27 protein-coding genes are annotated in these 25,937 nt (G+C 54.3%); 18 read left to right on the top strand and 9 right to left on the bottom strand.

Annotation, left to right across the window (positions count from 1 at the left end; genetic code table 11):
• Positions 1–47: 47 nt before the first annotated feature.
• The 7 genes from BJJ97_RS05430 to BJJ97_RS05460 all read left to right on the top strand — a co-directional run bounded on the left by BJJ97_RS05430 (position 48) and on the right by BJJ97_RS05460 (position 8,341).
• Positions 48–1,598 (top strand): ABC transporter substrate-binding protein, encoded by a 1,551-nt coding sequence (locus tag BJJ97_RS05430; protein ID WP_095993305.1) that lies wholly within the window; start codon positions 48–50, stop codon positions 1,596–1,598.
• Between the two features lie 71 nt (positions 1,599–1,669).
• A complete protein-coding gene (locus tag BJJ97_RS05435) occupies positions 1,670–2,554 on the top strand; it encodes a dihydrodipicolinate synthase family protein (RefSeq protein ID WP_095993306.1) in 885 nt (294 codons plus the stop codon).
• Positions 2,555–2,657: 103 nt separating this feature from the next.
• A complete protein-coding gene (locus BJJ97_RS05440; RefSeq protein ID WP_095993307.1) occupies positions 2,658–3,611 on the top strand; it encodes a nucleoside hydrolase in 954 nt (317 codons plus the stop codon).
• A 1-nt stretch (position 3,612) separates the two neighbouring features.
• Positions 3,613–4,620, top strand: a complete 1,008-nt coding sequence (locus BJJ97_RS05445) for a nucleoside hydrolase (protein WP_095993308.1) — start codon at positions 3,613–3,615, stop codon at positions 4,618–4,620.
• Complete coding sequence (locus BJJ97_RS05450) at positions 4,620–5,597, top strand: ABC transporter permease (protein WP_095993309.1); 978 nt, start codon at positions 4,620–4,622, stop codon at positions 5,595–5,597. Before BJJ97_RS05445 ends, BJJ97_RS05450 begins: the two co-directional genes overlap by 1 nt.
• On the top strand, positions 5,594–6,502 hold the full coding sequence (locus BJJ97_RS05455; protein ID WP_095701024.1) for an ABC transporter permease: 909 nt from the start codon (positions 5,594–5,596) through the stop codon (positions 6,500–6,502). Before BJJ97_RS05450 ends, BJJ97_RS05455 begins: the two co-directional genes overlap by 4 nt.
• A 39-nt stretch (positions 6,503–6,541) precedes the next feature.
• A complete protein-coding gene (locus BJJ97_RS05460) occupies positions 6,542–8,341 on the top strand; it encodes an ABC transporter ATP-binding protein (protein WP_095993310.1) in 1,800 nt (599 codons plus the stop codon).
• 36 nt (positions 8,342–8,377) lie between these two features.
• Here the strand turns inward: BJJ97_RS05460 and BJJ97_RS05465 are convergent, their stop codons facing one another.
• Positions 8,378–8,677: a helix-turn-helix domain-containing protein gene (locus tag BJJ97_RS05465; RefSeq protein ID WP_010281167.1), complete on the bottom strand. Its 300-nt coding sequence runs from the start codon at positions 8,675–8,677 to the stop codon at positions 8,378–8,380.
• A complete protein-coding gene (locus BJJ97_RS05470; protein WP_095993311.1) occupies positions 8,664–9,035 on the bottom strand; it encodes a type II toxin-antitoxin system RelE/ParE family toxin in 372 nt (123 codons plus the stop codon). Before BJJ97_RS05470 ends, BJJ97_RS05465 begins: the two co-directional genes overlap by 14 nt.
• A gap of 337 nt (positions 9,036–9,372) precedes the next feature.
• Here BJJ97_RS05470 and dgoR point away from each other — a divergent pair, with 337 nt between their 5' ends.
• The 5 genes from dgoR to BJJ97_RS05495 all read left to right on the top strand — a co-directional run bounded on the left by dgoR (position 9,373) and on the right by BJJ97_RS05495 (position 14,394).
• Positions 9,373–10,071 (top strand): D-galactonate utilization transcriptional regulator DgoR, encoded by a 699-nt coding sequence (gene dgoR, locus BJJ97_RS05475; RefSeq protein WP_039485183.1) that lies wholly within the window; start codon positions 9,373–9,375, stop codon positions 10,069–10,071.
• Positions 10,068–10,964, top strand: coding sequence for a 2-dehydro-3-deoxygalactonokinase (locus BJJ97_RS05480; RefSeq protein WP_095993312.1), 897 nt, complete (start codon positions 10,068–10,070; stop codon positions 10,962–10,964). The genes dgoR and BJJ97_RS05480 overlap by 4 nt, the downstream gene beginning before the upstream one ends.
• Positions 10,948–11,565 carry a 2-dehydro-3-deoxy-6-phosphogalactonate aldolase gene (locus tag BJJ97_RS05485; protein WP_095993313.1) on the top strand — a complete coding sequence of 206 codons (618 nt, stop codon included), beginning with the start codon at positions 10,948–10,950 and terminating at the stop codon, positions 11,563–11,565. Before BJJ97_RS05480 ends, BJJ97_RS05485 begins: the two co-directional genes overlap by 17 nt.
• Positions 11,562–12,710: a galactonate dehydratase gene (gene dgoD / locus BJJ97_RS05490; protein WP_005976723.1), complete on the top strand. Its 1,149-nt coding sequence runs from the start codon at positions 11,562–11,564 to the stop codon at positions 12,708–12,710. Before BJJ97_RS05485 ends, dgoD begins: the two co-directional genes overlap by 4 nt.
• Before the next feature lie 394 nt (positions 12,711–13,104).
• The gene (locus tag BJJ97_RS05495; RefSeq protein ID WP_095993314.1) at positions 13,105–14,394 is read left to right on the top strand and encodes an MFS transporter; all 1,290 of its coding nucleotides are present in this window, start codon (positions 13,105–13,107) and stop codon (positions 14,392–14,394) included.
• A 107-nt stretch (positions 14,395–14,501) separates the two neighbouring features.
• On the opposite strand, the gene bhsA (BJJ97_RS05500) is transcribed toward BJJ97_RS05495, so the two are convergent.
• The 5 genes from bhsA (BJJ97_RS05500) to BJJ97_RS05520 all read right to left on the bottom strand — a co-directional run bounded on the left by bhsA (BJJ97_RS05500) (position 14,502) and on the right by BJJ97_RS05520 (position 18,770).
• A complete protein-coding gene (gene bhsA / locus BJJ97_RS05500) occupies positions 14,502–14,759 on the bottom strand; it encodes a multiple stress resistance protein BhsA (RefSeq protein WP_039513855.1) in 258 nt (85 codons plus the stop codon).
• 172 nt (positions 14,760–14,931) lie between these two features.
• A complete protein-coding gene (gene ssuB / locus BJJ97_RS05505) occupies positions 14,932–15,732 on the bottom strand; it encodes an aliphatic sulfonates ABC transporter ATP-binding protein (protein WP_095993315.1) in 801 nt (266 codons plus the stop codon).
• On the bottom strand, positions 15,729–16,523 hold the full coding sequence (gene ssuC / locus BJJ97_RS05510) for an aliphatic sulfonate ABC transporter permease SsuC (RefSeq protein WP_095993316.1): 795 nt from the start codon (positions 16,521–16,523) through the stop codon (positions 15,729–15,731). The genes ssuB and ssuC overlap by 4 nt, the downstream gene beginning before the upstream one ends.
• Before the next feature lie 10 nt (positions 16,524–16,533).
• Entirely contained in the window at positions 16,534–17,676 is a 1,143-nt protein-coding gene (gene ssuD / locus BJJ97_RS05515; protein WP_095993317.1) for an FMNH2-dependent alkanesulfonate monooxygenase, read from the bottom strand.
• 59 nt (positions 17,677–17,735) lie between these two features.
• Positions 17,736–18,770, bottom strand: coding sequence for a sulfonate ABC transporter substrate-binding protein (locus BJJ97_RS05520; RefSeq protein ID WP_039513853.1), 1,035 nt, complete (start codon positions 18,768–18,770; stop codon positions 17,736–17,738).
• A 434-nt stretch (positions 18,771–19,204) separates the two neighbouring features.
• On the opposite strand from BJJ97_RS05520, the gene BJJ97_RS05530 reads away from it, so the two are divergent.
• Genes BJJ97_RS05530 through BJJ97_RS05540 form a run of 3 tightly spaced genes read left to right on the top strand, consistent with a single transcriptional unit; the run spans position 19,205 to position 22,285 of the window.
• Entirely contained in the window at positions 19,205–19,528 is a 324-nt protein-coding gene (locus tag BJJ97_RS05530; RefSeq protein WP_072012396.1) for a PTS sugar transporter subunit IIB, read from the top strand.
• On the top strand, positions 19,525–20,847 hold the full coding sequence (locus BJJ97_RS05535) for a PTS sugar transporter subunit IIC (RefSeq protein ID WP_039485217.1): 1,323 nt from the start codon (positions 19,525–19,527) through the stop codon (positions 20,845–20,847). Before BJJ97_RS05530 ends, BJJ97_RS05535 begins: the two co-directional genes overlap by 4 nt.
• Before the next feature lie 25 nt (positions 20,848–20,872).
• Positions 20,873–22,285 carry a glycoside hydrolase family 1 protein gene (locus BJJ97_RS05540; RefSeq protein WP_095993318.1) on the top strand — a complete coding sequence of 471 codons (1,413 nt, stop codon included), beginning with the start codon at positions 20,873–20,875 and terminating at the stop codon, positions 22,283–22,285.
• Positions 22,286–22,469: 184 nt separating this feature from the next.
• Here BJJ97_RS05540 and bhsA (BJJ97_RS05545) read toward each other — a convergent pair whose 3' ends face one another.
• The gene (gene bhsA, locus BJJ97_RS05545; RefSeq protein WP_012772777.1) at positions 22,470–22,727 is read right to left on the bottom strand and encodes a multiple stress resistance protein BhsA; all 258 of its coding nucleotides are present in this window, start codon (positions 22,725–22,727) and stop codon (positions 22,470–22,472) included.
• Between the two features lie 235 nt (positions 22,728–22,962).
• On the opposite strand from bhsA (BJJ97_RS05545), the gene BJJ97_RS05550 reads away from it, so the two are divergent.
• Positions 22,963–24,243, top strand: a complete 1,281-nt coding sequence (locus tag BJJ97_RS05550) for a DUF3748 domain-containing protein (RefSeq protein WP_167385191.1) — start codon at positions 22,963–22,965, stop codon at positions 24,241–24,243.
• Between the two features lie 35 nt (positions 24,244–24,278).
• Here BJJ97_RS05550 and BJJ97_RS05555 read toward each other — a convergent pair whose 3' ends face one another.
• A complete protein-coding gene (locus tag BJJ97_RS05555; protein WP_095701007.1) occupies positions 24,279–24,635 on the bottom strand; it encodes a YceK/YidQ family lipoprotein in 357 nt (118 codons plus the stop codon).
• A gap of 267 nt (positions 24,636–24,902) precedes the next feature.
• Here BJJ97_RS05555 and ibpA point away from each other — a divergent pair, with 267 nt between their 5' ends.
• Both ibpA and ibpB read left to right on the top strand, forming a co-directional pair.
• Entirely contained in the window at positions 24,903–25,316 is a 414-nt protein-coding gene (ibpA, locus tag BJJ97_RS05560; RefSeq protein WP_095701006.1) for a small heat shock chaperone IbpA, read from the top strand.
• Between the two features lie 165 nt (positions 25,317–25,481).
• The gene (gene ibpB / locus BJJ97_RS05565) at positions 25,482–25,934 is read left to right on the top strand and encodes a small heat shock chaperone IbpB (RefSeq protein ID WP_095993320.1); all 453 of its coding nucleotides are present in this window, start codon (positions 25,482–25,484) and stop codon (positions 25,932–25,934) included.
• The last annotated feature ends 3 nt before the right edge of the window (positions 25,935–25,937 follow it).

Raw genomic sequence — 25,937 nt, forward strand, 5'->3', positions numbered from 1 at the left:
TTTAATACACTTCATCAGTACTCAATCATGGAATAGAGGATTAGTGAATGAAGAAATCGACTCTGGCGTTATTGTTTACCGTTTTATTTTCATCTTCACCTTTGGTTTATAGCGCGGACCTGAATATCGGTTTGGCTTCCTCCACCACATCAATGGATCCGCAGTTTTATGTGAGTGGGGCGAATAGCGCAATGGCGCGCAATATTTTTGACGGTTTGGTTGTACAGGATGAAAAACAGCAGATTGCACCTGCCCTGGCAACCAGTTGGAAAGTGATTGACGACAAGACGTGGGAGTTTGTATTGCGTCCTGGCGTTAAGTTTCACGACGGCAGTGATTTTACGGCTAAAGATGTGATTGCCAGCATTAAGCGTGTTGCGCTGGCATCGAAAAACAGCCCTAGCTCTTACGCACCTTACGTCAGCGACATTGCTGAAGTAATAGAAGTGAATCCATTAACGGTGCGGATTAAGACAAAAGAGGCTTCGCCACTGCTGCTGAATAATTTAAGTCGGATTTCCATTTTACCGGCCCGACTTGAGAACGTCCCGACGGAAACGTTGAATTCAGGAAAAGATGTGATTGGTACAGGGCCATTCAAATTTGTTTCCTGGGTGCCGGACGACCGGGTAGTCCTTGTTAGAAATGACGATTACTGGGGAGGAAAAGCAGAGTGGGACAACGTTACTGTCCGTGTATTTAAAAACAGTAGTGCACGTGTAGCAGCAGTATTATCCGGTGATGTGGACATGATCGAAAACGTTCCAACAGCCGACAGCAGTAATATTGAAAAAAATCAGCAGTTAAAAACGATTTCAACACCAGGGAATCGTGTTATTTACCTTCACATGGACCAGCAGCGAGATGAATCACCGTTCGCCAAAGGTCCTGATGGTAAAAACCCATTACTAAAAAAAGAAGTACGCCAGGCGATGTCTTTAGCTATTAATCGTCAGGCAATCGTCGACCGTGTGATGGAGGGGCAGGCTGTTGTTGCCTCTCAGCTTGTACCGAAGGGGTATCCAGGCTATTCCGCTTCCATTCCTGCGCCGGTTTATAATCCGGAGAAAGCCAAACAGGAACTGGCAGCGGCGGGTTACCCCGACGGCTTCACGCTGACCTTCCACGCGTCGAACGATCGTTATCCTAATGATTCTAAAATTGCTCAGGCCATTGGCCAAATGTTCACACGTGCTGGTATCAAAACCGAGGTTGTTACGATGCCCGGCAGTGTGTACTTCTCACGTGCGTCCCGTCTCGAATTCAGTTTGATTATGGGCGGGGCCGCGATTGAAACCGGGGAAGCTTCTGGAGTATTGGGGCCATTGCTAGAAACCTTTGGCCCCAATGCAGGACAGGGTAATCGTGGTCGCTATTCCAATCCTGTCTTTGATAAAACGCTGAACGAAGCACGTGTCACTCTGGATGAAACCAAACGTGGTGCGCTGCTGGCTGAAGCGATGAACATTGGCATGAACGATCTGGGTGTGATTCCGGTGATGTTCCTGTCCAACACCTGGGCGATGAAAAAGCAGTATACCTACGTGGGCCGTTCCGATGCCTACACGCTGCCGTACTTCGTCCGCTCTGCCAAATAGTCACCTGTCATTTATGATTCAAATAAGGGGTGAGTATTCACCCCTTATCTATCCGTAACAAGGAGAGCGGAGTGAATACATTTAGCGGTGTTTTTCCCTATCTGGTGTCACCCGTCAGGCCTGATGGTCAGGTAGATAAGTCTGTTCTGGCACAGCTCACTGAACATCTGATTCAATGCGGTGTACATGGCGTCGTGCCGTTAGGCAGCACCGGTGAATTTGCCTATCTCTCTGCGGCTCAGCGTCTGGATGTCGTCAAAACGGTGATCGAAACGACGGCGGGCCGTGTGCCGGTCATCGCTGGTGTCGCGTCGACAACGATTCAGGATGCCGTTGAGCAAACGAAACGCTACGTCGAACTGGGTGCGGATGGCATTCTTGCGGTACTGGAAGCCTATTTCCCCCTGAAAGACGAAGGCGTCGAACAATATTTCCGCGCTATTGCCGAAGCCGCACAGGGTAAACCGGTGGTGCTCTACACCAATCCTCAGTTCCAGCGCTCCGATTTGAGTTTGCCCGTCATCGAACGCCTGAGCCATGTTAGTAACATCCGCTATATCAAAGACGCCTCGACCAATACCGGGCGCTTGCTTTCCATCATCGAACGTACCCGTGGCCGAATGGACGTCTTCTCCGCGTCTGCCCATATTCCTGCCTGCGTCATGCTGATTGGCGGCGTGGGTTGGATGGCTGGCCCGGCATGTATCGTTCCCAAACAGAGTATTGCTTTGTATGAAGCCGCCCGTGCGGGTGACTGGAACAGAGCAATGGAGCTTCAGCGTCCGCTGTGGCGCATCAATGAAATCTTTGCCCGTTATTCTATTGCCGGCTGTATTAAAGCGGCGCTGCAATTGCAGGGATTTGCGGTAGGCGATCCGCTGCCGCCTCAGCAACCGTTGGATGAAAAGGCGCGTAAGGAGATCGCTGACGTTTTGGCGTCTGTCGATTCCCTCTAACGCAAAATACATTTTGTTATTTTTCACGCTGTAGAGGTGTGGGTTTTTCTGCACCTTGATGTTCGGCAGTACCTATTAAAAAGAGAAAAGGAATCATCGAAGGATGAGCGCTTTACCTATTATTATTGATTGTGATCCGGGGATAGATGACGCGATTGCGTTATTAAGTGCATTTGTGTCACCAGAGTTGGATATTCGCGGCATTTGTGCGGTGTGTGGTAACCAGCCTGTGGAAAAAACGGTGCGTAATGCGCTGCAAATTGTTGAGCTGGGTCAGCGCACAGATATTCCCGTTTTCGCCGGCTGCCATCGGCCGCTGCTGCGTGATCCTATTCATGGCCAGTTCCACGGCGAAAGCGGACTGGGCCAGACGGTGCTGCCTGCGCCGCAAAAACAGGCCGACGCGCAGCATGCGGTGAGTTTTATTATTGCGCAGTGCAAACAGGCGATCGCTGACGGCACGCCGATCACGCTCTGTACGTTAGGGCCGTTAACCAATGTCGCGATGGCGCTGCGTATGTCTCCTGACATTGTCGACGGTATTGCACGCATCGTGATGATGGGCGGCGCATACCGGGAAGCAGGCAACCGCAGCCTGACCTCTGAATTCAATATGATCGCCGATCCGCAGGCGGCTAAAGTCGTGTTCGACTCGTCGATTTCCATCGTCGCGCTACCGCTGGATGTCACGCATCAGGTGATTTTAACGCCGGAATTGGTGGCACGTTTCATTGCGCTATCTGGGCGTATTTCCGCCCCATTGGGTGAAATGATGGCGTTTTGGGATCGCAATGACATCCGCCGCTATGGCTCACGCGGCGGCCCGCTACACGATCCACTGGTCATCGCCTGGGTTCTGGCGCCGCACTGCTTCACGACGGAAAAAGCCAGCGTTTACATTGAGCAGGAAAGCGAGCTGTGCATGGGGCAGACCGTTGCTGACTGGTATGGAAAAACCGATCGGCAGCCGAATGTGGATGTAGTGACGGGCGTTGATGCCAAACAGGTTGTTGAGCTGTTTGCTGACTTACTGAGCCGCTACGGAGAGGGTGTCTGACATGGTTCGAGAACGCATAATTATTGATACTGACCCCGGCGTTGATGATGCAATAGCCATCTGGCTGGCATTGGCCTCGCCCGAACTGGATGTACTCGGGATTACCATTGTGGCTGGTAATGTGCCGCTTGCCGCGACGTTGCCGAACGCCTGCAACGTGGTGGGGGTGACGGGCAGAACCGATGTGCCGATTTTTGCCGGTGCTTCGCGCCCGCTCATCCGCGATCAGGTTTTCGGTAAATACGCTCATATCGGTAAGTTTTCCTCTGACTGGGTGCCAGAAAGCACGCTGTCGCCGGAAGAGGAACATGCCGTCGATTTTCTGGTGCGGATGACACGTCAGGCAGCAGCCGATAATAACCCGATCACCATTTGTTCTATCGGGCCGATGACGAATCTGGCGTTGGCGCTGTGTTTCCATCCTGATGTCGCACGCGGCATCAAACAGATTGTGTCCATGAGTTGCGCCTTTACCGCGATGGGGAATCGCGTACCGTGGGCGGATTTTAACGTCTATGCCGATCCGCATGCGGCGGAAATCGTTTTTTCTTCCGGTGTTCCCATTGTCATCATGCCGCTGGATGTGACCTTTCAGGCACTGATTCAGACGGAACAAGTTGATGCCATCGAACGTACCGGCGGTGCGCCGGGTAAGGCGATGGCCGCATTGCTGCGCATGTTTGACCGTAGCGAAGTTGAGCGCTTTGGCCGTGAAGGTGGGCCGATTCATGATGCGACCGTCATTGCATGGCTGCTGAAACCGGAGCTGTTCAAGTCAAAACGCGCTCGTATAGGCGTGGAAGTTGCCGGTAAGACTGCGGGTTACGTGTTTGCCGATTTTTATCACAAGCTGGGTGAGCCGGAGAATGCGCTGATCATGCGGGAAATCGACGAACAAGGATTCCTCGGGCTGATTGCCGATCGCCTGCGTCGCTATGGCCCTGAAGCAATCAATGATGTTGAAGAAATAAATGGTTCCGAAGCAATCAATGGGTCTGAGGAGCGCTGATGATCGCCTACCTGCTGAGCCGAATCGGACAAACGCTGCTGACGCTGGCTGTGATGTCGGTGCTGGTGTTTGTGGGTGTTTATATGGTCGGTAATCCGGTCGATATGCTGTTGAGTGCGACGGCCACGCCAGCGGAACGGCTGGCGGTGATTCAGTCTTTTGGTCTGGATAAGCCCGTCTGGGAACAGTACGGGCTATTTGTCTGGAACGCCTTTCAGGGCGACATGGGCAACTCTTTTATCTTTAACCAACCCGCGCTGACGCTGATTTTTCAGCGCATGCCCGCCACGCTAGAGTTGGCGATGGTGGCGTTTGTAATGGCGCTGGTTGTCGGTATTCCGCTGGGGATCTACGCTGGCCTGAAGCCGGACAGCGCGGTGTCCAAATCCATCATGACCTTTTCCATCCTCGGCTTTAGCCTGCCTACGTTCTGGATCGGGCTAGTGATGATCATGCTGTTCAGCGTGAAGCTAGGCTGGCTGCCGTCCTCTGGTCGGGGCGATACTCACGATCTCTTCGGTATTCCCTTCAGTTTTCTGACCCGCGATGGTCTCGAACACCTGCTTTTGCCCGCATTTAACCTTGCGCTGTTTAAAATCTCGCTGGTTATCCGCCTGATGCGTGCGGGCGTGATGGAGTGTCTGCAACAGGATTACGTGCAGTTTGCTCGTGCGAAAGGGCTGTCAGAAACCCGCATTGTGCTGGTTCATGTGCTGCGCAACACGCTGATTCCACTGATTACCGTGCTGGGGCTGGAGCTGGGATCGCTGATCGCGTTTGCCGTCGTCACGGAAACCATTTATGCCTGGCCGGGCATGGGCAAGCTGATTATCGACTCGATCGCCGTGCTCGACCGTCCGGTCATCCTGGCTTATCTGATGATTACCGTCGTGATGTTCAGCGTGATTAACCTGCTGGTCGATTTGCTGTATGTGCTGGTCGATCCGCGCGTGCGGCTGGGAGGAGACAAGGGATGACAGGGAATACGATACACCAGCCCGCTGCCGTGCAAAAAACAGCCCATCCGGTGATGCGCGTTATGATGGCGCTGATCAACGATCGGCTGGCGCTGTGTGGGCTGATCATGCTGGCGATTTTCGTACTGCTGGCGCTGCTTGCCCCGCTTCTGTCGCCGCAGAATCCCTACGACCTGATGCAGCTCGACATCATGGATGGCCGACTCGCGCCGGGTGCGCAGAGCATGGCGGGCATGACGTATTGGCTGGGGACGGACGATCAAGGGCGCGACCTGTTCAGCGCCATTCTGTACGGCACCCGCATCAGCCTGCTAGTAGGCTTCTCCAGTGCGGTGCTTGCGCTGCTGATTGGTGCTTCGCTGGGGCTGATTAGCGCCTACGTTGGCGGAAAAACGGATGCCACAATCATGCGTATCGTGGATATCCAGCTCAGTTTCCCCCCCATCCTGATTGCGCTGATCCTGCTGGCGGTGCTGGGGCAAGGGGTCGATAAGATCATCATGGCGCTGGTGGTGACCCAGTGGGCTTACTACGCGCGCACGATTCGCGGTTCGGCACTGGTGGAACGTCGCCGCAGCTACGTAGACGCGGCGCGCAGCATGGCGCTGTCCAACCGCCGCATTCTGTTTCGCCATATTTTACCGAACTGTCTGGCACCGCTGATCGTGGTGGCAACGATGCGCATCGCCTACGCCATCATGCTGGAAGCGACTCTCTCATTTTTGGGGATCGGGCTGCCTGTGACGGAACCGTCGCTGGGGCTGCTGATCTCAAACGGTTTTGAATACCTGATGTCGGGCGACTACTGGATCAGCTTCTTTCCGGGGCTGACGCTGCTGCTGCTGATTGTGGCGATCAATCTGGTCGGGGATGCGCTGCGCGATATCCTCAACCCGCGGAATTAATCTGTGGGAACGCCCATAGGAATAAGGGGTAACGAACACATGACAGCGCCGATTATGTCCGTTTCGCATCTGACCACCGCCTTTCAGGTGAACGGTGAGTGGATGAACGTGGTGCGGGATTTGTCCTTCACGATTGGCGAGAAAGAGACGGTCGCCGTGGTGGGGGAATCCGGTTCAGGGAAAAGCGTGATGGCGAAATCCATCATGCGCCTGCTGCCGCCCGGCCAAAGCCGGGTTGAAGGTCAGATTCATTTTGGCGACACCGAGCTGCTGTCGCTCCCCAGCAAAGCGATGCAGGATGTGCGCGGGAACCGCATCGGTATGATTTTTCAGGAGCCGATGACCAGCCTGAATCCAGTTTTGCCGATTGGTTACCAGATTACAGAAGTGCTGCGACGCCATCGCGGCATGGGGAAAGCCGAAGCGCGTGCCGAAGCGGTGCGCCTGCTGGAAAAAGTCCGTATTCCGGCGGCTAAGTCACGGTTGAATGAATATCCGCAGAGCTTCTCTGGTGGGATGCGTCAGCGCGTGGTGATTGCGATTGCGCTGGCCTGCCACCCGAAGCTGCTGATTGCCGACGAGCCGACGACGGCACTGGACGTCACGATTCAGGCGCAAATTCTCACGCTGATAAAAACCCTTCAGGAAGAAGAAGGGATGTCGGTGCTGTTTATCACCCACGATATGGGCGTGGTGGCGGAAGTGTCCGACCGCACGCTGGTGATGTATCAGGGCGAGATGGTGGAAAACGCCGTCACGCGGGAGATCTTCCATCACCCGCAGCAGCCCTATACCCGCATGCTGCTGTCCGCGGTGCCTAAATTAGGCTCGATGTCCGGCAGCGAGTGGCCGCAACGCTTTCCGTTGGTCGATCTGAAAACGGGCGAGCGCCAACCGGTGCCGGAAGCGGTGAATACCGTGTCGGGCGAAGAGCCGGTGCTGACGGTAAAAAATCTGGTTACTCGATTTGATATCCGATCAGGTTTTTTCCGTCGGCTGTCTGGGCGAGTTCACGCGGTGGAGAATGTCTCGTTCGATCTCTGGCCGGGAGAAACGCTCGCGCTGGTCGGGGAGTCGGGCTGCGGTAAATCCACTACCGGTCGGTCGATTATTCGCCTCAACGACGCCGTCAGCGGGGACATCCAACTGCTGGGAAAAAATATCCTGACGGCGGATAAGCGTGAGCTGACGGATTCGCGGCGGCAGATTCAGATGGTATTTCAGGATCCGTATGAAAGCCTGAATCCGCGCATGCGGATAGGGGAAGCCATCGCCGAGCCGATGCTGCTGCACGGTCTGGCCACCCGACAGAATGTGAATGCGAGAGTAAGCGCACTGCTGGAACAGGTGGGGTTATCCGGTGATATGGCTTCACGTTTCCCGCATCAGTTCTCCGGCGGGCAGCGGCAGCGCGTTTGTATTGCGCGCGCGCTGGCGTTGGAGCCGAAAGTGATTATTGCTGATGAATCGGTGTCGGCGCTGGATGTGTCCGTCAAGGCGCAGGTCATCAACCTGATGCTGGATCTCCAGCAGAAGCTGGGGCTGTCATTCCTGTTTATCTCGCACGATATGGCGGTGGTCGAGCGAATCAGCCACCGCGTGGCGGTGATGTATCTCGGCGAAATTGTGGAGATCGGGCCACGTTCGGCGATTTTCGACAATCCGCAGCATGACTACACCCGACGTCTGATTTCCGCGGTGCCCGTACCGGATCCGGATACCCGCCCGGTGCGTAATATCACCAATGATGAACTGCGCAGCCCGGTACGCGCCCCTGATTTCCATCCTCCCGCACGCCGCTATAAGCAGGTCGGAGAAGGACATTTCGTTCTGGAGTGAACGAATCGTGTTTACTGAAAATCCAGAACGACTTAATTACAAAGTAAGCGCGATACGCTTACCATCAGGCAAGGTCACATCTAGCGTAAGCTTGCCGCCTAGGGCAGTGACATAGCGTTTCAGCGTTGACAGTTTTGGGTCATTCTCGACCTTCTCCATCTTAACAATGGATGGCTGTTTGACGCCCAGAGCTAACGCAAGCTGAGTCTGCGACATGTTCAGCTCTTCGCGTAGTTTCGCTAAAGTGATTTCTTGACGGATCTCAGCCGTGCGCGCTTCAATGCGCGCGCGGCTCTCTGGTGAACGTTTAGCCATCATTTCTTTAAGCGTTGCCATCTTCTTTTGCCTCCGGTGATATCAGATGCGATGTAAACTCAGCGTCTGCGATCTTAATCATATGTTCGTAGAACAATTTTTCATCTTCGCCTTTCTTATCTCCCGCACATAAAATAATCGCCTTACGTGTCCGGTCAAACGCGAAGAATGTTCGATATGGGTGGCCGCCAACCTGAACCCGAAGCTCCTTCATATTTTTGTATTTTGAGCCTTTAATCTGATCAACCTGTGGTCGTCCTAGCTGTGGGCCATCCTCTTCGAGTATAGCGAGATGTGCCAAAACCTCTTCCTGTACCGCTTCAGTTTGTTCATCAAACCAAATATCGAATAGCGCCCGTGTGACTATTTCCCATGCCAATCTGTAAAACCTCCATGTCCTACACGCTGTAAATACATTATAACCCACAGGCTATATTGGCAAGCAAACCTTGTTAACAATAATGGAGCCGCCTTCCAACCTCGCTCGGCCCAATCCCTCTGGATGTTGAAATCTGGTAACGCTTGATGTTGCCAAATTGTATTGATTGTCCGTTTTGTGATCCAGATTGTAGTACAACATATATAAATGGTACTACAATCAGGCCAAGAAAAGAGGGAAGGGTGCGGTTATTGTGCAACAGTTCGACGACGTCAGGCGGCATGGCGGGTAAAGTAAGTGCAGTGATATCAATCCGTTTTGTCTCGTTGAGGTGATGATGAATAAGCAGGAATTAAGCAAAACCGACCGCATCATTCTGGATATTGGCCAACAGATCGTTGGCGGAAAATACGCGCCGGGTACGCCGTTACCCGCAGAGGCTGAACTGTGTGAAGAATTTCAGACCTCGCGCAACATCATTCGCGAAGTGTTCAGAGCGCTGATGGCGAAAAGGCTGGTGGAAGTGAAGCGGTATCGTGGTGCGTTTGTGGCCGCGCGTAACCAGTGGAATTACCTGGATACCGACGTTCTGCAATGGGTTCTGGCAAGTGATTACGACCCACGTCTGATCAGCGCGATGAGCGAAGTGCGTAATCTGGTGGAACCGACGATTGCCCGCTGGGCCGCCGAACGGGCGACCTCAAGCGAGCTGGCGGTGATTGAAGCGGCGCTGAACGACATGATTTCTAACCATCAGAATCGCGACGCATTTAATGAAGCGGATATTCGCTTCCATGAGTCGGTATTGGCGGCGGTGCATAACCCAGTACTACAGCAGTTGAGCGTCGCGATCAGTTCGTTGCAGCGTGCGGTGTTTGAGCGCACCTATATGCCGGACGAAGACAACATGCCACGGACATTGCGTGAGCATCAGGATCTCTACGATGCCATTCGGCATCAGGATATTGAAGCAGCAGAGCGGGCGGCGTTGACCATGATCGCCAGCTCGACCAAACGGTTAAAGGACATTACATGAGTGAAAGCTATATCGCCATTGACTGGGGTTCGACTAATCTGCGGGCGTGGCTGTATCTGGACGGCGTCTGTATCGATAGCGTGAAATCTGAAGCGGGCGTCACGCGTTTGAACGGTCAGACGCCGCAGCAGGTTTTTCAGCAGATCGTTGCACCGTGGCAGCAGCACAACGTGCCTGTCGTGATGGCGGGCATGATTGGCAGCAATGCGGGCTGGCTTTCCGTACCGTATCTGTCATGCCCGACTCGCCTGACGGATGTCGCTCATCGCCTGACGCGCGTAGAAGAAGCCCAGCCACTGGCCGCCTGGATCGTGCCGGGGCTGAGTATCGCGCAGGACGATAACTGTAATGTGATTCGCGGTGAAGAAACCCAACTGATTGGCGCATATAGCGAATGTCCTTCCTCTCTTTATTTGATGCCGGGAACCCACTCGAAATGGGTGCGGGCCGATGACAGCAACGTGCTGGATTTCCGCACGGTGATGACCGGTGAACTGCACCATCTGCTGATGACGCAGTCGTTAATTGGCGTGGGGCTGACCGAACAGCAGCCGTCCCCCGATGCTTTCCAGCAAGGGCTGGAACTGGGCTTTGCCGATGACAACATTATCCGCTGCCTGTTTGAAACCCGTGCGGCGCATGTGTTGGGGTGTCTGGAGAAAAGTGCCGTGAGCGACTGGCTGTCCGGGCTGCTGATTGGCAACGAAGTCTCACAAATGCAGCGCCACTATCAGGTGACGGCGGGAGACAGCATCACACTCATCGGCTCGCCTGCGCTGACCGCGCGCTACGAAAAAGCATTACAACAAGCTGGATTGCGCTGGCAGCAGCTGGATGGCGATCGGGCTTTTCAGGCAGGAATAAGGAGCATTGTTAATGAGCTGGAATACTAATCTTCCCTTGATTGCGATTCTGCGCGGTATCACGCCGGACGAGGTGCTGGAACACGTCGCGGCGCTGCTGGATGCAGGATTCGATGCAGTAGAGATCCCGCTGAATTCGCCGAATCCGTATGAAAGTATTCAACTGGCGGTAGAGCATTTTGGCGATCGCGCCCTGATTGGCGCAGGCACGGTACTAAAAGCCGAATATGTCGACAAGTTGCAGGATATTGGCAGCAAGTTAGTCGTTACGCCTAACATTTCCCCCGAGGTGATTCGTCGGGCAGTGGGTTACGGCATGACGGTATGCCCAGGCTGTGCCACCGCGACGGAGGCCTTCACGGCGCTGGATGCGGGTGCGCAATCGCTGAAAATTTTCCCGTCATCCGCGTTTGGGCCGGACTACATCAAGGCGCTGAAAGCGGTATTGCCAAAAGACGTTCCCGTCTTTGCCGTCGGTGGTGTCACGCCCGAAAACCTGAAGGATTACCTCAGTGCGGGCTGCGTCGGTGCCGGGTTAGGCAGCGATCTGTATCGAGCCGGTCAGTCGGTTGACGTCACCGCGCAAAAAGCACATGCATTTGTTAACGCCTATAAGGACGCTGTTCAATGAAAATTACCAAAATCACCACGTACCGGCTGCCGCCACGCTGGATGTTCCTGAAGATTGAAACCGATGAAGGCATTGTTGGCTGGGGCGAGCCAGTTATCGAAGGCCGCGCACGTACGGTTGAAGCTGCCGTTCACGAGTTGTCTGACTATTTGATCGGGCAAGACCCGGCACGTATCAACGACATCTGGCAGGTGCTTTACCGCGCGGGCTTCTACCGCGGCGGCCCGATCCTGATGAGTGCGATCGCGGGTATCGATCAGGCATTGTGGGACATCAAAGGCAAGGCGCTGGGTGTACCGGTTTATCAGTTATTGGGCGGGCTGGTGCGCGATAAGATCAAAGCGTACAGCTGGGTGGGCGGCGATCGTCCTTCCGAAGTGATCGCAGGCATCAAGAAGCTGACCGAGATTGGCTTCGATACCTTCAAGCTGAACGGCTGTGAAGAGATGGGCATCATTGATAACTCGCGCAAAGTGGATGCGGCGGTGGCGGTGGTCGCTGAAATTCGCGAAGCCTTTGGCAACAGCATCGAGTTCGGTCTGGATTTCCACGGTCGTGTGGATGCGCCGATGGCGAAAATCCTGATCAAAGAGCTGGAGCCGTACCGTCCGCTGTTTATTGAAGAGCCCGTGCTGGCTGAACAGGCGGAATACTATCCTCGTCTGGCGGCGCAAACCCACCTGCCGATTGCAGCGGGCGAGCGTATGTTCTCACGCTTTGATTTCAAACGCGTGCTGGCAGACGGCGGACTGGCCATTATTCAGCCTGACCTGTCTCACGCAGGCGGTATTACCGAATGCTTTAAAATTGCCGCCATGGCGGAAGCCTATGATGTCGCGCTGGCACCACACTGCCCATTAGGCCCAATTGCTCTGGCTTCCTGTTTGCACCTCGACTTTGTGGCACGTAATGCCGTATTGCAGGAGCAAAGTATGGGCATCCATTATAATAAAGGTGCCGAGCTGTTGGATTATGTTATCAATAAAGAAGACTTTGCCATGACCGACGGCCATTTCTATCCGCTGAATAAGCCTGGCCTCGGTGTGGAAATTAATGAAGAGCTGGTTATTGAACGTAGTAAAAATGCGCCAGACTGGCGTAACCCGGTGTGGCGTTATCCTGATGGTGCCGTCGCCGAGTGGTAATACTCGTCATTCGCGTTGGCTTGCCTGCAACTCGAATTATTTAGGGTATAACAAATACAATAGGTTAGGTTTTGAGTAACAAGTAATACATAACGCATTTCCCCGGCGCGACGGAATAGAACAATCATGGATTATCACGAAATACATTATTTCGTGAGGGATTACTGTTTTATTTTATTCGCGTCGGGGAAAGTAATCTTCCATTTATCATGAGTAAGCCACCACCGGGATTTTAAAAATAAAACGCCATGATCAATAAAGGAATGTATTGACGATGCGCGGTTATTTATTTCATTAGAAAAAATAAAGCATACCAACTGCTGGTGTTGTTGATCGTTCAAAAATAGCGGGCAATAAATATCGCTGCCCGTTTAATAAATAACAGGAACATAAGATGGATATGACATTAACTACCCGTCCTACAAAACGGCGTTATTTCACCTTACTGATGATTTTTATTACGGTCGTCATCTGCTATGTGGATCGCGCCAACCTGGCTGTGGCGTCGGCACATATTCAGGAAGAGTTCGGCATTACAAAAACACAAATGGGCTATATCTTTTCCGCGTTTGCCTGGACCTATACGTTATGCCAAATACCCGGCGGCTGGTTCCTTGATCGCGTCGGTTCAAAGGTCACCTATTTTATCGCCATCATGGGATGGTCGATTGCCACGCTGCTGCAAGGTTTCGCCACCGGTCTGGCATCGTTGATTGGTTTGCGTGCGGTGACCGGGCTGTTTGAAGCGCCTGCGTTTCCGACGAACAACCGTATGGTGACCAGTTGGTTCCCTGAGCAAGAACGTGCTTCTGCCGTTGGATTCTATACGTCAGGACAGTTCGTTGGTCTGGCATTCCTTACGCCATTGCTCATCTGGCTGCAGGAAATCCTGAGCTGGCACTGGGTATTCATCGTCACTGGCGGCGTCGGTATTGTGTGGGCAATTATCTGGCACTTTGTTTATCAGTCACCGAAGAAAAGCAAAGGGATCAATCAGGCTGAGCTGGATTACATTGCCGAAGGCGGCGGTATCGTTGATGGCGATGCGCCGACTGAGAAAAAAGCGCGTACGCCGTTAACGGCAGCCGATTGGAAACTGGTGTTTAACCGCAAACTGGTGGGCGTGTATATCGGACAGTTTGCCGTGACCTCTACGCTGTGGTTCTTCCTGACGTGGTTCCCGAATTACCTGACGCAGGAAAAACAGATTAGCGCACTGACGGCAGGCTTTATGACGACAGTGCCTTTCCTGGCGGCGTTCGTTGGCGTGCTGCTGTCCGGCTTTGTGGCTGACCGTCTGGTGCGTAGTGGAAAATCGATCGGTCTGGCGCGTAAAACGCCGATTATCTGTGGCCTGTTGATTTCAACCTGCATCATGGGGGCGAACTACACCAACGATCCAGTATGGATTATGACGTTGATGGCAGTGGCGTTCTTTGGTAATGGCTTTGCCTCCATCACCTGGTCGCTGGTGTCGTCGCTGGCACCGATTCGTCTGATTGGTCTGACGGGCGGGGTATTCAACTTTGTCGGCGGTCTGGGCGGTATCACGGTGCCATTGATTATTGGCTATCTGGCACAGGATTACGGTTTTGCTCCGGCACTGACCTATATTGCTGGCGTAGCGCTGGTTGGCGCACTGTCTTACATCTTATTGGTGGGCGAAGTGAAGCGTGTAGGCTAACGCTCGTCATTCGCGTTCGGTAGGGTTCTGACAAAACCATAAAAAAACGGACTTTCCTCTTAGGTGAGGAAAGTCCGTTTAATTTTTTGATTGTCTTTTCGTGCGCATTATTTGTAGATAATGGCGGTGCCGCGCAGTTGGTTATCACCGGTGGCAGACGTAATGGTGAACGCGTTAGCACCGGCTTTCTCTGCTTTCTGAGCCAGCTGCGCTTGCAGTGAATCCAGGCTGTGTGCGGTAGCGCTAACGACACCGACTTTTTCCAGACTCTGTGCCTGTTGTGAAGACACCTGATCGGCAGCGAAAGTGCCAAAAGACAGAGCAGACAGTACGGCAGCAGCGGCGAAGAGTTTTACGTTTTTCATGTGATGTATCCTGTTCAATGTTGTTTGGAGTGAAAGGTCATTTCCTTTCGATGAAGAGGATATTACGCCGATGCGGAGAGAAGGAAAAACGGAGTGTTTTGAGAGTATTTGTCAATATTTTTGATGTTAAATCTGGCGATAAGCTATCCCGTCTCGATCGCCAGAATGAAAGCTATATTGCCGCCTGCTGAGGCAACGGCGGTGAGGTGGGTGCCAGCACGCGCTCCAGCACGCGGGCTTCCAGTTCCGCCAGCTTCGCCGATCCGCGACGCCGTGGTCGGGGTAAATCGACCGTGATATCCAACCCTACGCGGCCTTCTTCAATCAGAATAACCCGGTCGGCCAGCGCAGTAGCTTCGGAGACATCGTGCGTCACCAGCAGTACGGTGAACCCGTGTTGGAGCCACAGATTTTCGATCAGGCTTTGCATCTCAATGCGGGTCAAGGCATCCAGCGCCCCCAGCGGTTCATCTAACAGCAGCAAACGCGGATGGTGAATGAGCGCGCGTGCCAGCGCGACGCGCTGTTTCTGACCGCCGGACAGCGCCGCTGGCCAGTCATTCGCGCGATCTGCCAGCCCGACAGAGACCAGCGCCTCCTGCGCTTTCTCACGCCATTTGCCGCGCAGCCCCAGCCCGACATTATCGATCACCTTTTTCCACGGTAGCAGCCGTGCTTCCTGAAACATCAGCCGCGTGTCGTCTTTTGCGCTGCTGAGCGGCGCGGTGCCGGTCAGTAGTTCGCCGCTGCTGGCCGCTTCCAGACCGGCGAGCAGGCGCAGCAGGGTGCTTTTGCCGCAGCCGCTGCGACCGACGATGGCAACAAACTGCCCAGACGGAATGCGCAACTGCACGTCATTCAGCACGGTGCGGTGGCCGTAGTGCTTAGTGATGGCATCGAGCGCCAACGGCGCCCCCTTGGTGAGCGGCGACGGTGAATACGCGTGCGTTGTAGAATCGGTAAAAGCGGTCATGATGCGTCCCCCGATGAGGTTTGATAAGCCGGATTCCAGCGTAGCCAAATGCGTTCCAGCCCCTGAGCGCTGACATCGGCTAGTTTGCCGAGCAGGGCGTAAAGAATGATGGCGACCACCACCACGTCCGTTTGCAGGAATTCGCGAGCGTTCATGGCGAGGTAACCGATGCCGGAGTTGGCAGAGATAGTTTCCGCGACGATGAGCGTCAGCCACATAAAGCCCAGAGCAAAACGGATGCCGACCATGATGGACGGCAGCGCGCCGGGCAGCACCACCTGAGAAAACAGGCTCAGGCCGGACAGCCCGTAGCTGCGTGCCATTTCCAGCAGGCCGCGATCGATGTTTTTAATGCCGTGATAGGTGTTGAGATAAACCGGGAACAGCGTGCCCAGCGCGACCAGAAAGATCTTGGCTGCCTCATCAATGCCGAACCACAGAATCACCAGTGGGATCAGCGCCAAATGAGGAACGTTGCGGATCATCTGCACTGAGCTGTCCAGCAGACGCTCGCCCCAGCGCGACAGCCCGGTGATAAAGCCGAGCACCAATCCGATGCTGCCGCCGATAGCAAATCCGATCAGGGCGCGCCAGCCGCTGATAGCCAGATGCTGCCACAGTTCGCCACTAGCGATGAGCGACCAGCCTGCGGTAATCACCGAACTGGGCGCAGGCAGAATCCGGTTGGATAGCCAACCGAACTCGACGGATATCTGCCACGCAACCAGCAGCGTCACGGGGAGCAGGAAAGGTGCAAAGCGCTGTGCCAGTGAAGAGAGCGTTCTTGCCATGATCGATTCCTCAGCTTTGCGAGACTTTACGCGGCACATAGCGGTTAGCAATCAGCTCTCCCGCAGTGCTCACCGTATGCAGCGGTGTGGGCTGCTGCGCCAGATCGAGGTGCGGGAACAGCAGTTCACCCACGCGATACGCTTCTTCCAGATGCGGATAGCCGGACAGAATAAAGGTATCAATTCCAAGATCGGCATATTCCTGAATGCGCTCGGCCACAGTCGGGCCATCGCCAACCAGCGCCGTGCCCGCACCGCCGCGTACCAGACCAATGCCTGCCCATAGATTCGGGCTAATCTCCAGCTTGTCCTTCTTGCCGCCGTGCAGGGCGGCCATGCGCTGCTGACCGACGGAATCGAAACGCGCCAGCGCCGCTTGTGCATCGGCGATGGTCTTTTCATCCAGATGGGAAATTAGCCGATCGGCAGCCTGCCAGGCTTCCTCGGTGGTTTCCCGCACGATGACATGCAGGCGAATACCGAAGCGAACCTCACGCCCCTGCGCCGCCGCTTTGGCGCGGACCTCCGCCAGCTTTTCTTTAACCTGCTCAGGCGGTTCGCCCCACGTCAGGTAGAGATCGACCTGTTCTGCCGCCAGATTCTGTGCCGCTTCGGAAGAGCCGCCAAAGTAGAGCGGCGGACGCGGTTGTTGGACGGGTGGGTAAAGCAGTTTGGCGTCTTTGACCTGAATGTGTTTGCCTGCGAAATCGACGGTTTCACCTTCCAGCAGTCTGCGCCAGATGTGGGTGAATTCCGCCGAGGCTTCATAGCGTTCTTCATGGCTGAGGAACAGCCCTTCGGCAGCTAGCTCTTCCGGGTCGCCGCCGGTCACCAGATTGAACAGCGCCCGGCCGTTAGACAGCCTGTCCAGCGTCGCGGCCTGACGCGCAGCGATGGTGGGGGAAATCACGCCGGGGCGCAGAGCGACGAGAAATTTCAGCCGCTGCGTCACCGGAATGAGCGATGCCGCAACTAGCCAGGAATCTTCGCAGGAGCGACCCGTCGGCAGCAGCACGCCGCCAAATCCTTGCCGTTCGGCGGCTTGCGCCACCTGTTGCAGATAGCTGTGGTCAACATGACGTGCGCCCTCGGTGCTACCAAGATAGCGACCGTCTCCGTGGGTGGGCAGAAACCAGAATACGTTAAGACTCATGGTGTGAACTCCTTGAACTGTCTTGTTTGGGGTAAACAAAAGGGTGCGTGATAGGCAGATTAGTTAGCCTGAGGACGCCAGACGCGCTCTGCGATATTGACCTTCACCGGCACCAGACGATTTTCATAAAACAGGTCGGCCGTGGATTGCTGTGCTTTGATCGTGGCGGCATCCAGCGGTTCGACGGTGGTCGGTGGGCGATGATCGAGCGCCGTTTCAATCACTTTTTCCGGCAGCCCCACCGCGTTTGCCAGCAGCGTGACGCTTTGCGCTCGGTCGCTGATCGTTAAGGCATCCGCTTTGGTCAGCACGTCCAGTACCTGACGAATAAAGGTGCCGTGCGCCTCGGCGTAAGGACGGCCAGCCAGATAGAAGGAGCCGGTTTTCTCCAGCCCGCTGCTGTCGATCAGCACGCGGACGCCGCCTTCCAGCAACGCAGCAGAATAGTAGGGATCCCAGATTGCCCATGCGTCGACATTGCCTTGCTGGAAGGCCGCGCGGGCGTCAGCAGGGGTCAGGTAGGTCGGTTTGATATCGGTGAATTTCAGTCCGTCGCGTTGCAGCGCCCGCAGCAGCGTGTTGTGCGCGCTGGAGCCTTTCTGGAAGGCGACTTTGCGGCCTTTTAAATCGGCGACGGTTTTCACCGGGCTGTCTTCCCGCACCAGAATCACTTCTGCCTGAGGCTTAGGCGGTTCGACGCCGACATACAGCAGATCAGCGCCAGCGGCCTGCGCAAAAATAGGGGGGATATCACCGGTGCCGCCTAGATCGATGCTGCCCACATTGAGTGCTTCCAGCATCTGCGGTCCTGCGGGGAATTCAACCCAGCTGATTTTGGTGTTGGGGAACTGCTTTTCCAGCAACTGGTGCGATTTTGCCAGCACCAGACTGACCGAACCTTTCTGATAGCCGACGCGTAGCTGCGTTGGCTCGCTGTCCTGGGCATAGGCGGTGGAGACGAGCAGTAGGGCGCTGGCGGCCAGTATCGCGGGGAGCTGGCGCAGCCGCGCCATCACGTTTTTCCATAATGGCGTGCTTTGCCGCGCTGTTCCATCACGTCCTTCCGTGACCGATTTTTTCATCATCAATGACATGCTTATGACCTCTCCCTTATAACGAAAAATTAAAATACAGCGAGAAAATGCAACATCGGGTGATAAACATAGCAGGGGGAGGGCGGGCTTTCTAAATCTCAATTTGTCGTTTTTATAGCCAAAAGTAGAAAATGCCTGAAATCAGCGCACTTAGCGTAATAAGCGCTGCAATAGTGGGCTTTACCTGCCCTTCACGTCTGAAATACGTTTTCCATGACCTGCCTCACATTGTTTCCCGCAATGTCTATCATTTCGTGAACCTATTCTCATATATTGGTTTTTTTCATGGAAAACGGTTTCCGTTTTGTTTCCAATGGCCGTGTTTCCAATGCATGTATGTCCACTGGACGTGTTTATTCACGATGCTTTTATTGATGACGTTTTTTATTCATAACGCTTTTTATTCATAACGTACGTACGACGGGGTGTTGAAAATGAAAAGGATCATGCTTTGTTGTTCCGCTGGGATGTCTACCAGCCTTTTAATGAGAAAGATGAAGGAGGCGGCCAGCGCACGTGGTCTGGACGTTGATATTGCCGCTTACGCCGCCCATGAATTTGACGAGCAGGTCGGGAAATATGACGTTGTGCTGCTGGGGCCACAGGTGAAATATATGCTGGCGTCATTCAAGGAAAAAGCCGAGGGAAAAGGTGTGCCCGTGGCAGCGATAGACATGATGGATTACGGTATGCAGCGCGGTGACAACGTGCTGGATTTTGCCTTTTCACTGATCGAAAAATCAGGACAACCGCTATGAGTGGCCTCTATCAGTCGATGGTGAATATCATCGAGCAAAAAATTACCCCGCTGGCGGGTGTGGTGGGACAACAGCGCCACATCATCGCGATTCGTGATGGGTTTATCGCTGCGCTGCCTTTCATGATCATCGGTTCGTTTATGCTGGTGTTCATCTTCCCGCCGTTTGCACCGGATACCACACTGGGATTTGCCCGCGCGTGGCTCGATTTCTCCGTTGCCTATCGTGAACAACTGATGCTGCCGTACTACCTCAGTATGGGGGTCATGACCTTCTTTATCTCGGTGGGGATTGGGGCCAGCTTGGGCAAGCACTACAAGCTGGATCCGATCATGACTGGTCTGCTGGCACTGATGGCATTCTTGCTAGTGGCCGCGCCTTATCAGGATAAGCAAATTTCCACCCAGTACTTCTCTGGCGAGGGGATTTTCACCGCGATTCTGACCGCGATTTATGCGGGTGAGGTGTATGCCTGGCTGAAGAAACGCAACATCACGATCCGCCTGCCGAAAGAAGTGCCGACCGGCGTGGCGCGTTCGTTTGAAATTCTGATTCCCGTGCTGGTCATCGTCGCGACGCTGCATCCGTTTAACCTGTTCATCCAGTCCTCAACCGGCATGATTATCCCGGAAGCCATCATGCACCTGCTGGCACCGCTGATTTCGGCGTCGGATTCGCTGCCTGCGATTCTGATTTCGGTATTTATTTGCCAGATTCTGTGGTTTGCCGGGATTCACGGCGCGCTGATCGTCACCGGAATTATGAACCCGTTCTGGATGACCAATCTGGCGCTGAATCAGGCTGCGCTTTCGGCCGGCGCGCCGCTGCCGCATATTTATTTGCAGGGATTCTGGGATCACTACCTGCTGATCGGCGGGGTCGGTTCCACGTTGCCGCTGGCCTTTTTGTTAATGCGTAGCCGCGCGATTCACCTGCGTACCATTGGCCGGATGGGCGTGGTACCGAGCTTTTTCAACATCAACGAACCGATTCTGTTTGGTGCACCGATCATCATGAACCCGCTGCTGTTCCTGCCGTTTATTTGCGTGCCTATGGTCAATGCCGTCATTGCCTATACGGCGACGAAGCTCGGTTGGATTGCGCAGGTGGTTTCCCTGACGCCGTGGACGACGCCTGCGCCGATTGGCGCATCATGGGCGGCGAACTGGGCTTTCAGCCCGGTGATCATGTGTCTGCTCTGCATGGTGATGTCGGCCGCGATGTATTACCCGTTCCTGAAAGTCTATGAGCGTACGCTGCTTAAGCAGGAGCAGGAGAAACAACAGCAGGCTGCGGGCGAAGCTAGCGCCAGCGCATAAACACGAGTGAAGCAGAGAGGAACGTATGCACGATCATCTTCAGAACGATTTTCGCTTTCCCGCGAATTTTTGGTGGGGTAGCGCCAGTTCAGCACCGCAAACGGAAGGCGAAAGCCTCAATTATGGTAAAAGCGCCACCGTGTGGGACGAATGGTTTGCCACGCAGCCCGGCCGTTTTCACCAGCAGGTTGGGCCAGCGGAGACTTCCACGTTTTATCAGCACTGGCGTGAAGATATCGCGTTGCTGAAGACGCTGAATCACAACACGTTCCGAACGTCGATCTCGTGGGCGCGGCTGATTCCCGATGGCGTCGGTGAACCGAATCCGCAGGCAGTCGCGTTTTATAATCAGGTCATTGATGAAATGCTGGCGCAGGGCATCACGCCGTTTATCAATCTGTTCCATTTTGATATGCCGATGGTGATGCAGCGGCTGGGCGGCTGGGAAAATCGGGCGGTGGTGGTGGCCTATGCGGGCTATGCAGCGACCTGCTTCCGCCTGTTTGGCGACAGGGTAAAACACTGGTTTACGTTCAATGAGCCAGTGGTGCCGGTGGAAGGCGGGTATCTGTATGATTTCCACTATCCGAACGTGGTGGATTTCAAGCGTGCGGCGACGGTGGCGTACCACACGATGCTGGCGCATTCGCTGGCGGTGAGGGCGTATCGCGAGCAGTCTCAGGGTGGGGAAATTGGCATTATTCTCAACCTGACGCCTTCCTACCCGCGTTCCCAACATCCGGCCGATGTTAAAGCCGCCAACATCGCCGATCTGATGTTTAACCGCAGCTTCCTCGATCCCGCATTGAGGGGCGAGTATCCGCAGGAACTGGTCGATCTGCTGCATCGCTATGGCCAACTGCCGCATTGCCAGCCTGACGATCGTGCGCTGCTGGCCGATGGGGTTGTCGATCTGCTAGGGATTAACTACTACCAGCCGCGCCGTATTCAGTGCCGCGACAGTCTGGTTAATCCTGATAGTCCGTTTATGCCCGAGTGGTTCTTCTCCAGCTATGAAATGCCAGGGCGAAAAATGAATCCCTATCGCGGTTGGGAAATTTACGAGCCGGGCATCTATGACATTCTGACCAACTTACGGGTGAATTACGGCAATCCGCGCTGCTTTATTTCGGAAAACGGCATGGGTGTCGAGAACGAACAGCGTTTCGACACTAACGGCCAGATTCAGGATGATTACCGCATCGATTTTGTCCGTGAACATCTGAAGTATGTACACAAAGGCATCGCGGAAGGCAGTCGTTGCCTCGGCTACCATATGTGGACATTTATCGATAACTGGTCGTGGTCGAATGCCTACAAGAATCGCTATGGCTTTGTGCAACTGGATTTGGCGACGCAAAAACGCACGGTGAAGAAAAGCGGACAATGGTTCGCGGCGACAGCGGCCGAGAATGGCTTTCCAGGTTCAACGTCGTAAGTCTATCCAAGTCGGTGTGGCACTCTGCCACACCGAATTCATCGCCTTTCCTACTTTCTCACGAACCCCTTTCGCATAAATAAAAAAACCGGCTTGCCCTGATGAGGAGGCAAGCCGGAAAGAGGGTAATACGTGATGTCTTACAGAATAGCTAACTGGGATAAAAACTCAGGGTAAACAATGATTAGTTAAAGATTACCGCAGAGCCACGCAGCTGATCGTTACCGGTCGCAGACGTGATGGTATAAGCTTTAGCGCCTGCTTTTTCTGCTTTCGCAGCGAGCTGAGCCTGTAGTGAACTGAGGTCTTGAGCGGTAGCAGTAACGACGCCGACTTTTTCCAGGTTCTGTGTCTGTGAAGGAGCAACATATTCAGCAGCAGAAGCACCGAAAGTCATGGTAGCGAGAACAACAGCAGCGGCGATGGTTTTTACGTTTTTCATGGTGTCTTATCCTTTTCTGGTTGATAGGTGAAAGGGGGCTGCCCTTTCGATATGAAGAATGTTACGCCGATGCTAATGAATTAAAAAACGGATGTTATTGAGATAGTCTTTCTATTTTTTTGAATGATAATATCTGTTGTTGTTTGTTTTTTTTAAATAAAAAACAATGTGTTATACAAAAAACTGAAATTTATTTACAAACTATTGACTGATATTGAATGAGTGGAGCGATGTTTTGATTGTGGAAAAACAACTAACGTTTAATGCTGCTGGACATCAACTTACCAATATTAATTGCTGGTCATATGACGGGGAGTGGCTGGTTTATGACGTCAGGCCTTATGGATCTTCATTCACAGGACTGACAGTTGAGCGAGTCCACCTGACAAGCCGGGAAACCGAGGTGATTTATCGGGCGACGGCGGGGGCGCACGTGGGCGTGGTGACCTGTAGCCCGCAGGAGCCGCTGCGCTATGTCTTTATCCACGGGCCGGAAAACCCAGACGGCGAGTGGCAGTATGATTTTCATCATCGGCGTGGAACGATAGTGGCGGATCGCCAGCGCGATGAGGCCATCACGCTCGATGCTTTCTCTATTACGCCGCCTTATCAGGCCGGTGCGCTGCGCGGCGGTACGCATGTCCATGTCTTCAGCCCGGATGCCAGCCGCCTGAGCTTTACCTATAACGACCATGTGCAGCATGAGCGCGATCCGGCATTGAACTTGCGCAATGTGGGCGTGGCCGTGCCGCTACAGGCCGTCACCGTTGGGAAACACCATCCGCGTGAATATGACGGCAGCCACTATTGTGTGTTGGTCAGCAGAACGACGCCGCAGCCGCAGCCCGGCAGCGATGAGATCAATCGCGCCTATGAAGAAGGCTGGGTAGGAACGGCGGGCTATATCCGACAGGATGGTTCTCGGCAGCGCTGGGCGCTGGCGTTTATCGGCGATACGCGTGCGGCGGACGGGACAACGGTGCCTGAGATTTTTATTGTCGACTTGCCGGACGCGCTGGAAGAGTACGCCAAAGCGGGTGGTGCGCCACTGGCGGGGACGGCAACGTCAATGCCTGCGCCGCCAGCGGGTGTGCAGCAGCGGCGTTTAACGTTTACGCACTCGCGTCGTTATCCTGGTCTGGCGAATCAGCCGCGCCACTGGCTGCGAGCCTCGCCCGACGGCAGTGAGATTGCTTTCCTGATGCGGGATGAGGCAGGCGTGGTACAGCTGTGGACGCTTTCCCCGAACGGCGGTGAGCCAAGACAGGTAACGCGCACGGAACACGGCGTACAGTCGGCCTTTAACTGGCACCCGGATGGACGTTCTCTGGCGTTTGTGTCTGACAACAGCATCATGCGGTGTGACGCGAAAAGCGGTGAGCTTGTGCGGCTAACGGCGCGGACGGACAGCGCACCGAGTGCGGATGCCGTGGTCTTTTCCCCTGATGGGAAACACATTGCGTATATGCGGGAGATTGACGGCTTTAATCAGCTTTTTGTTGTGGCGACGGCATAACCTACACGCGCTGATTCAAGGTGAATGCAGGGCTATCAAAGCTGATTATGTGGTGCGGTGGCAAGCTGTGAGCTGGCGGTCTGGTTTTGCTCTTCGCTGTGTGAAATGCGTTCGCGCGTCGACAGTTTGTGCTTATCGCTGCCTGAGCGATAGTAGTCGTAGGGCAGCAGCAGGGTGTCGGCCACCGCCGAGAACGGCAGGTCGATAGCGACCAGCGGCATCATTGCCCAACTGGTGTCGTCGTCGCGCAGCATATCCACACCGGCGCGCGTGCCGGAATAGTATCCCTGATCGTTTCCAGTATGCGTCATCACGCTGGAGCAACCGCTGGTTGCCACTGCGCCACTACTGGTAATGATGAAAGAGAACAACGCACTTTTCAGTAAGGTCATATTACCTGTCCATTAAGAACCTGCTGCCAGAGCGGGTTCCAGAGCCTGCCTATCTTGAGTGTATGTGATAACACCCGCAGCGTAAGTGAATATTGCATGAAACCCAGCGATTTTTCCTTTTTGCCTCTTGAAAGTCTGAGGGGGGTCACCATATTGATAATAAGCCGGAAGAAAACGATACGCCGTCAGGGTATCCGTCTCGGCTGTGAGCCTGTCCTTAGGGAAGGTAAAAAATAAATCCTCGCTGCATGTTTAGGAGGCTGTTTTATGCGTAACCCCGATTTTTCCCCACTGTACCGTTCCGCTATTGGTTTTGATCGCCTGTTTAATCTCTTAGAAACCGGGCAGACCCAGAGTAACGGCGGCTACCCTCCCTACAACGTCGAACTGGTTGACGAGAACCAATACCGCATTGCGATTGCCGTAGCGGGCTTCGCTGAGCAGGAACTGGACATCACCGCGCACGACAACTTACTGATTGTAAAAGGTGCCCACGCCGGTGAGCAGGTTGCCCGCAACTACCTGTATCAGGGGATTGCCGAGCGCAACTTCGAGCGTAAATTCCAGCTGGCCGAACATATTCAGGTAAAAGGCGCCAATCTGGAAAACGGGCTGCTGTACGTCGATCTCGAACGTATCGTGCCGGAAGCGATGAAGCCGCGTCGGATTGAAATCAAGTAAACCAACATCACGTTATTTACACGAATCGCGCATTGCCTGAAAAGGTAATGCCATGAATGAACGCTTCGTCTGCCGAATGGGGACGACGCCAGCTATGGAACCGTGGCTGGCATAGGGTACGCCCGCATGGGCATCTTAATCTCGCTTCTTAGAAGGAGTCATATTATGCGTAACTACGATTTATCACCTTTACTGCGTCAGTGGATCGGTTTTGACAAATTAGCCAGCTCAATGCAGGGCAGCCAGGAACCGATTGATTTTCCTCCGTACAATATCGAGAAGAAAGACGACAACCACTACCGCATCACGCTTGCGCTGGCAGGGTTCCGGCAGAGCGATCTGGATATCGAAGTAGAAGGCCCTCGCTTGACCGTGAAAGGCAGCCCAGCACCGTCCGAGAAAGCCGTGGAATATCTGCATCAGGGGCTGGTGTTTAAACCTTTCTCGCTGAGCTTCACGCTGGCCGAGCATCTGCATGTGTCCGAGGCACACTTTGAAAATGGCCTGCTGCATATCGATCTGGTACGAGACGTGCCGGAAGCCTTGCAGCCTCAGCGTATCGCCATCAATAGTGACCGTCCGGCATTGAGCCAGCAGCCTGCTGAAGATGCCTCATAACGC

This window comes from Pectobacterium polaris (assembly GCF_002307355.1).
In the GTDB taxonomy this organism is placed as follows: domain Bacteria; phylum Pseudomonadota; class Gammaproteobacteria; order Enterobacterales; family Enterobacteriaceae; genus Pectobacterium; species Pectobacterium polare.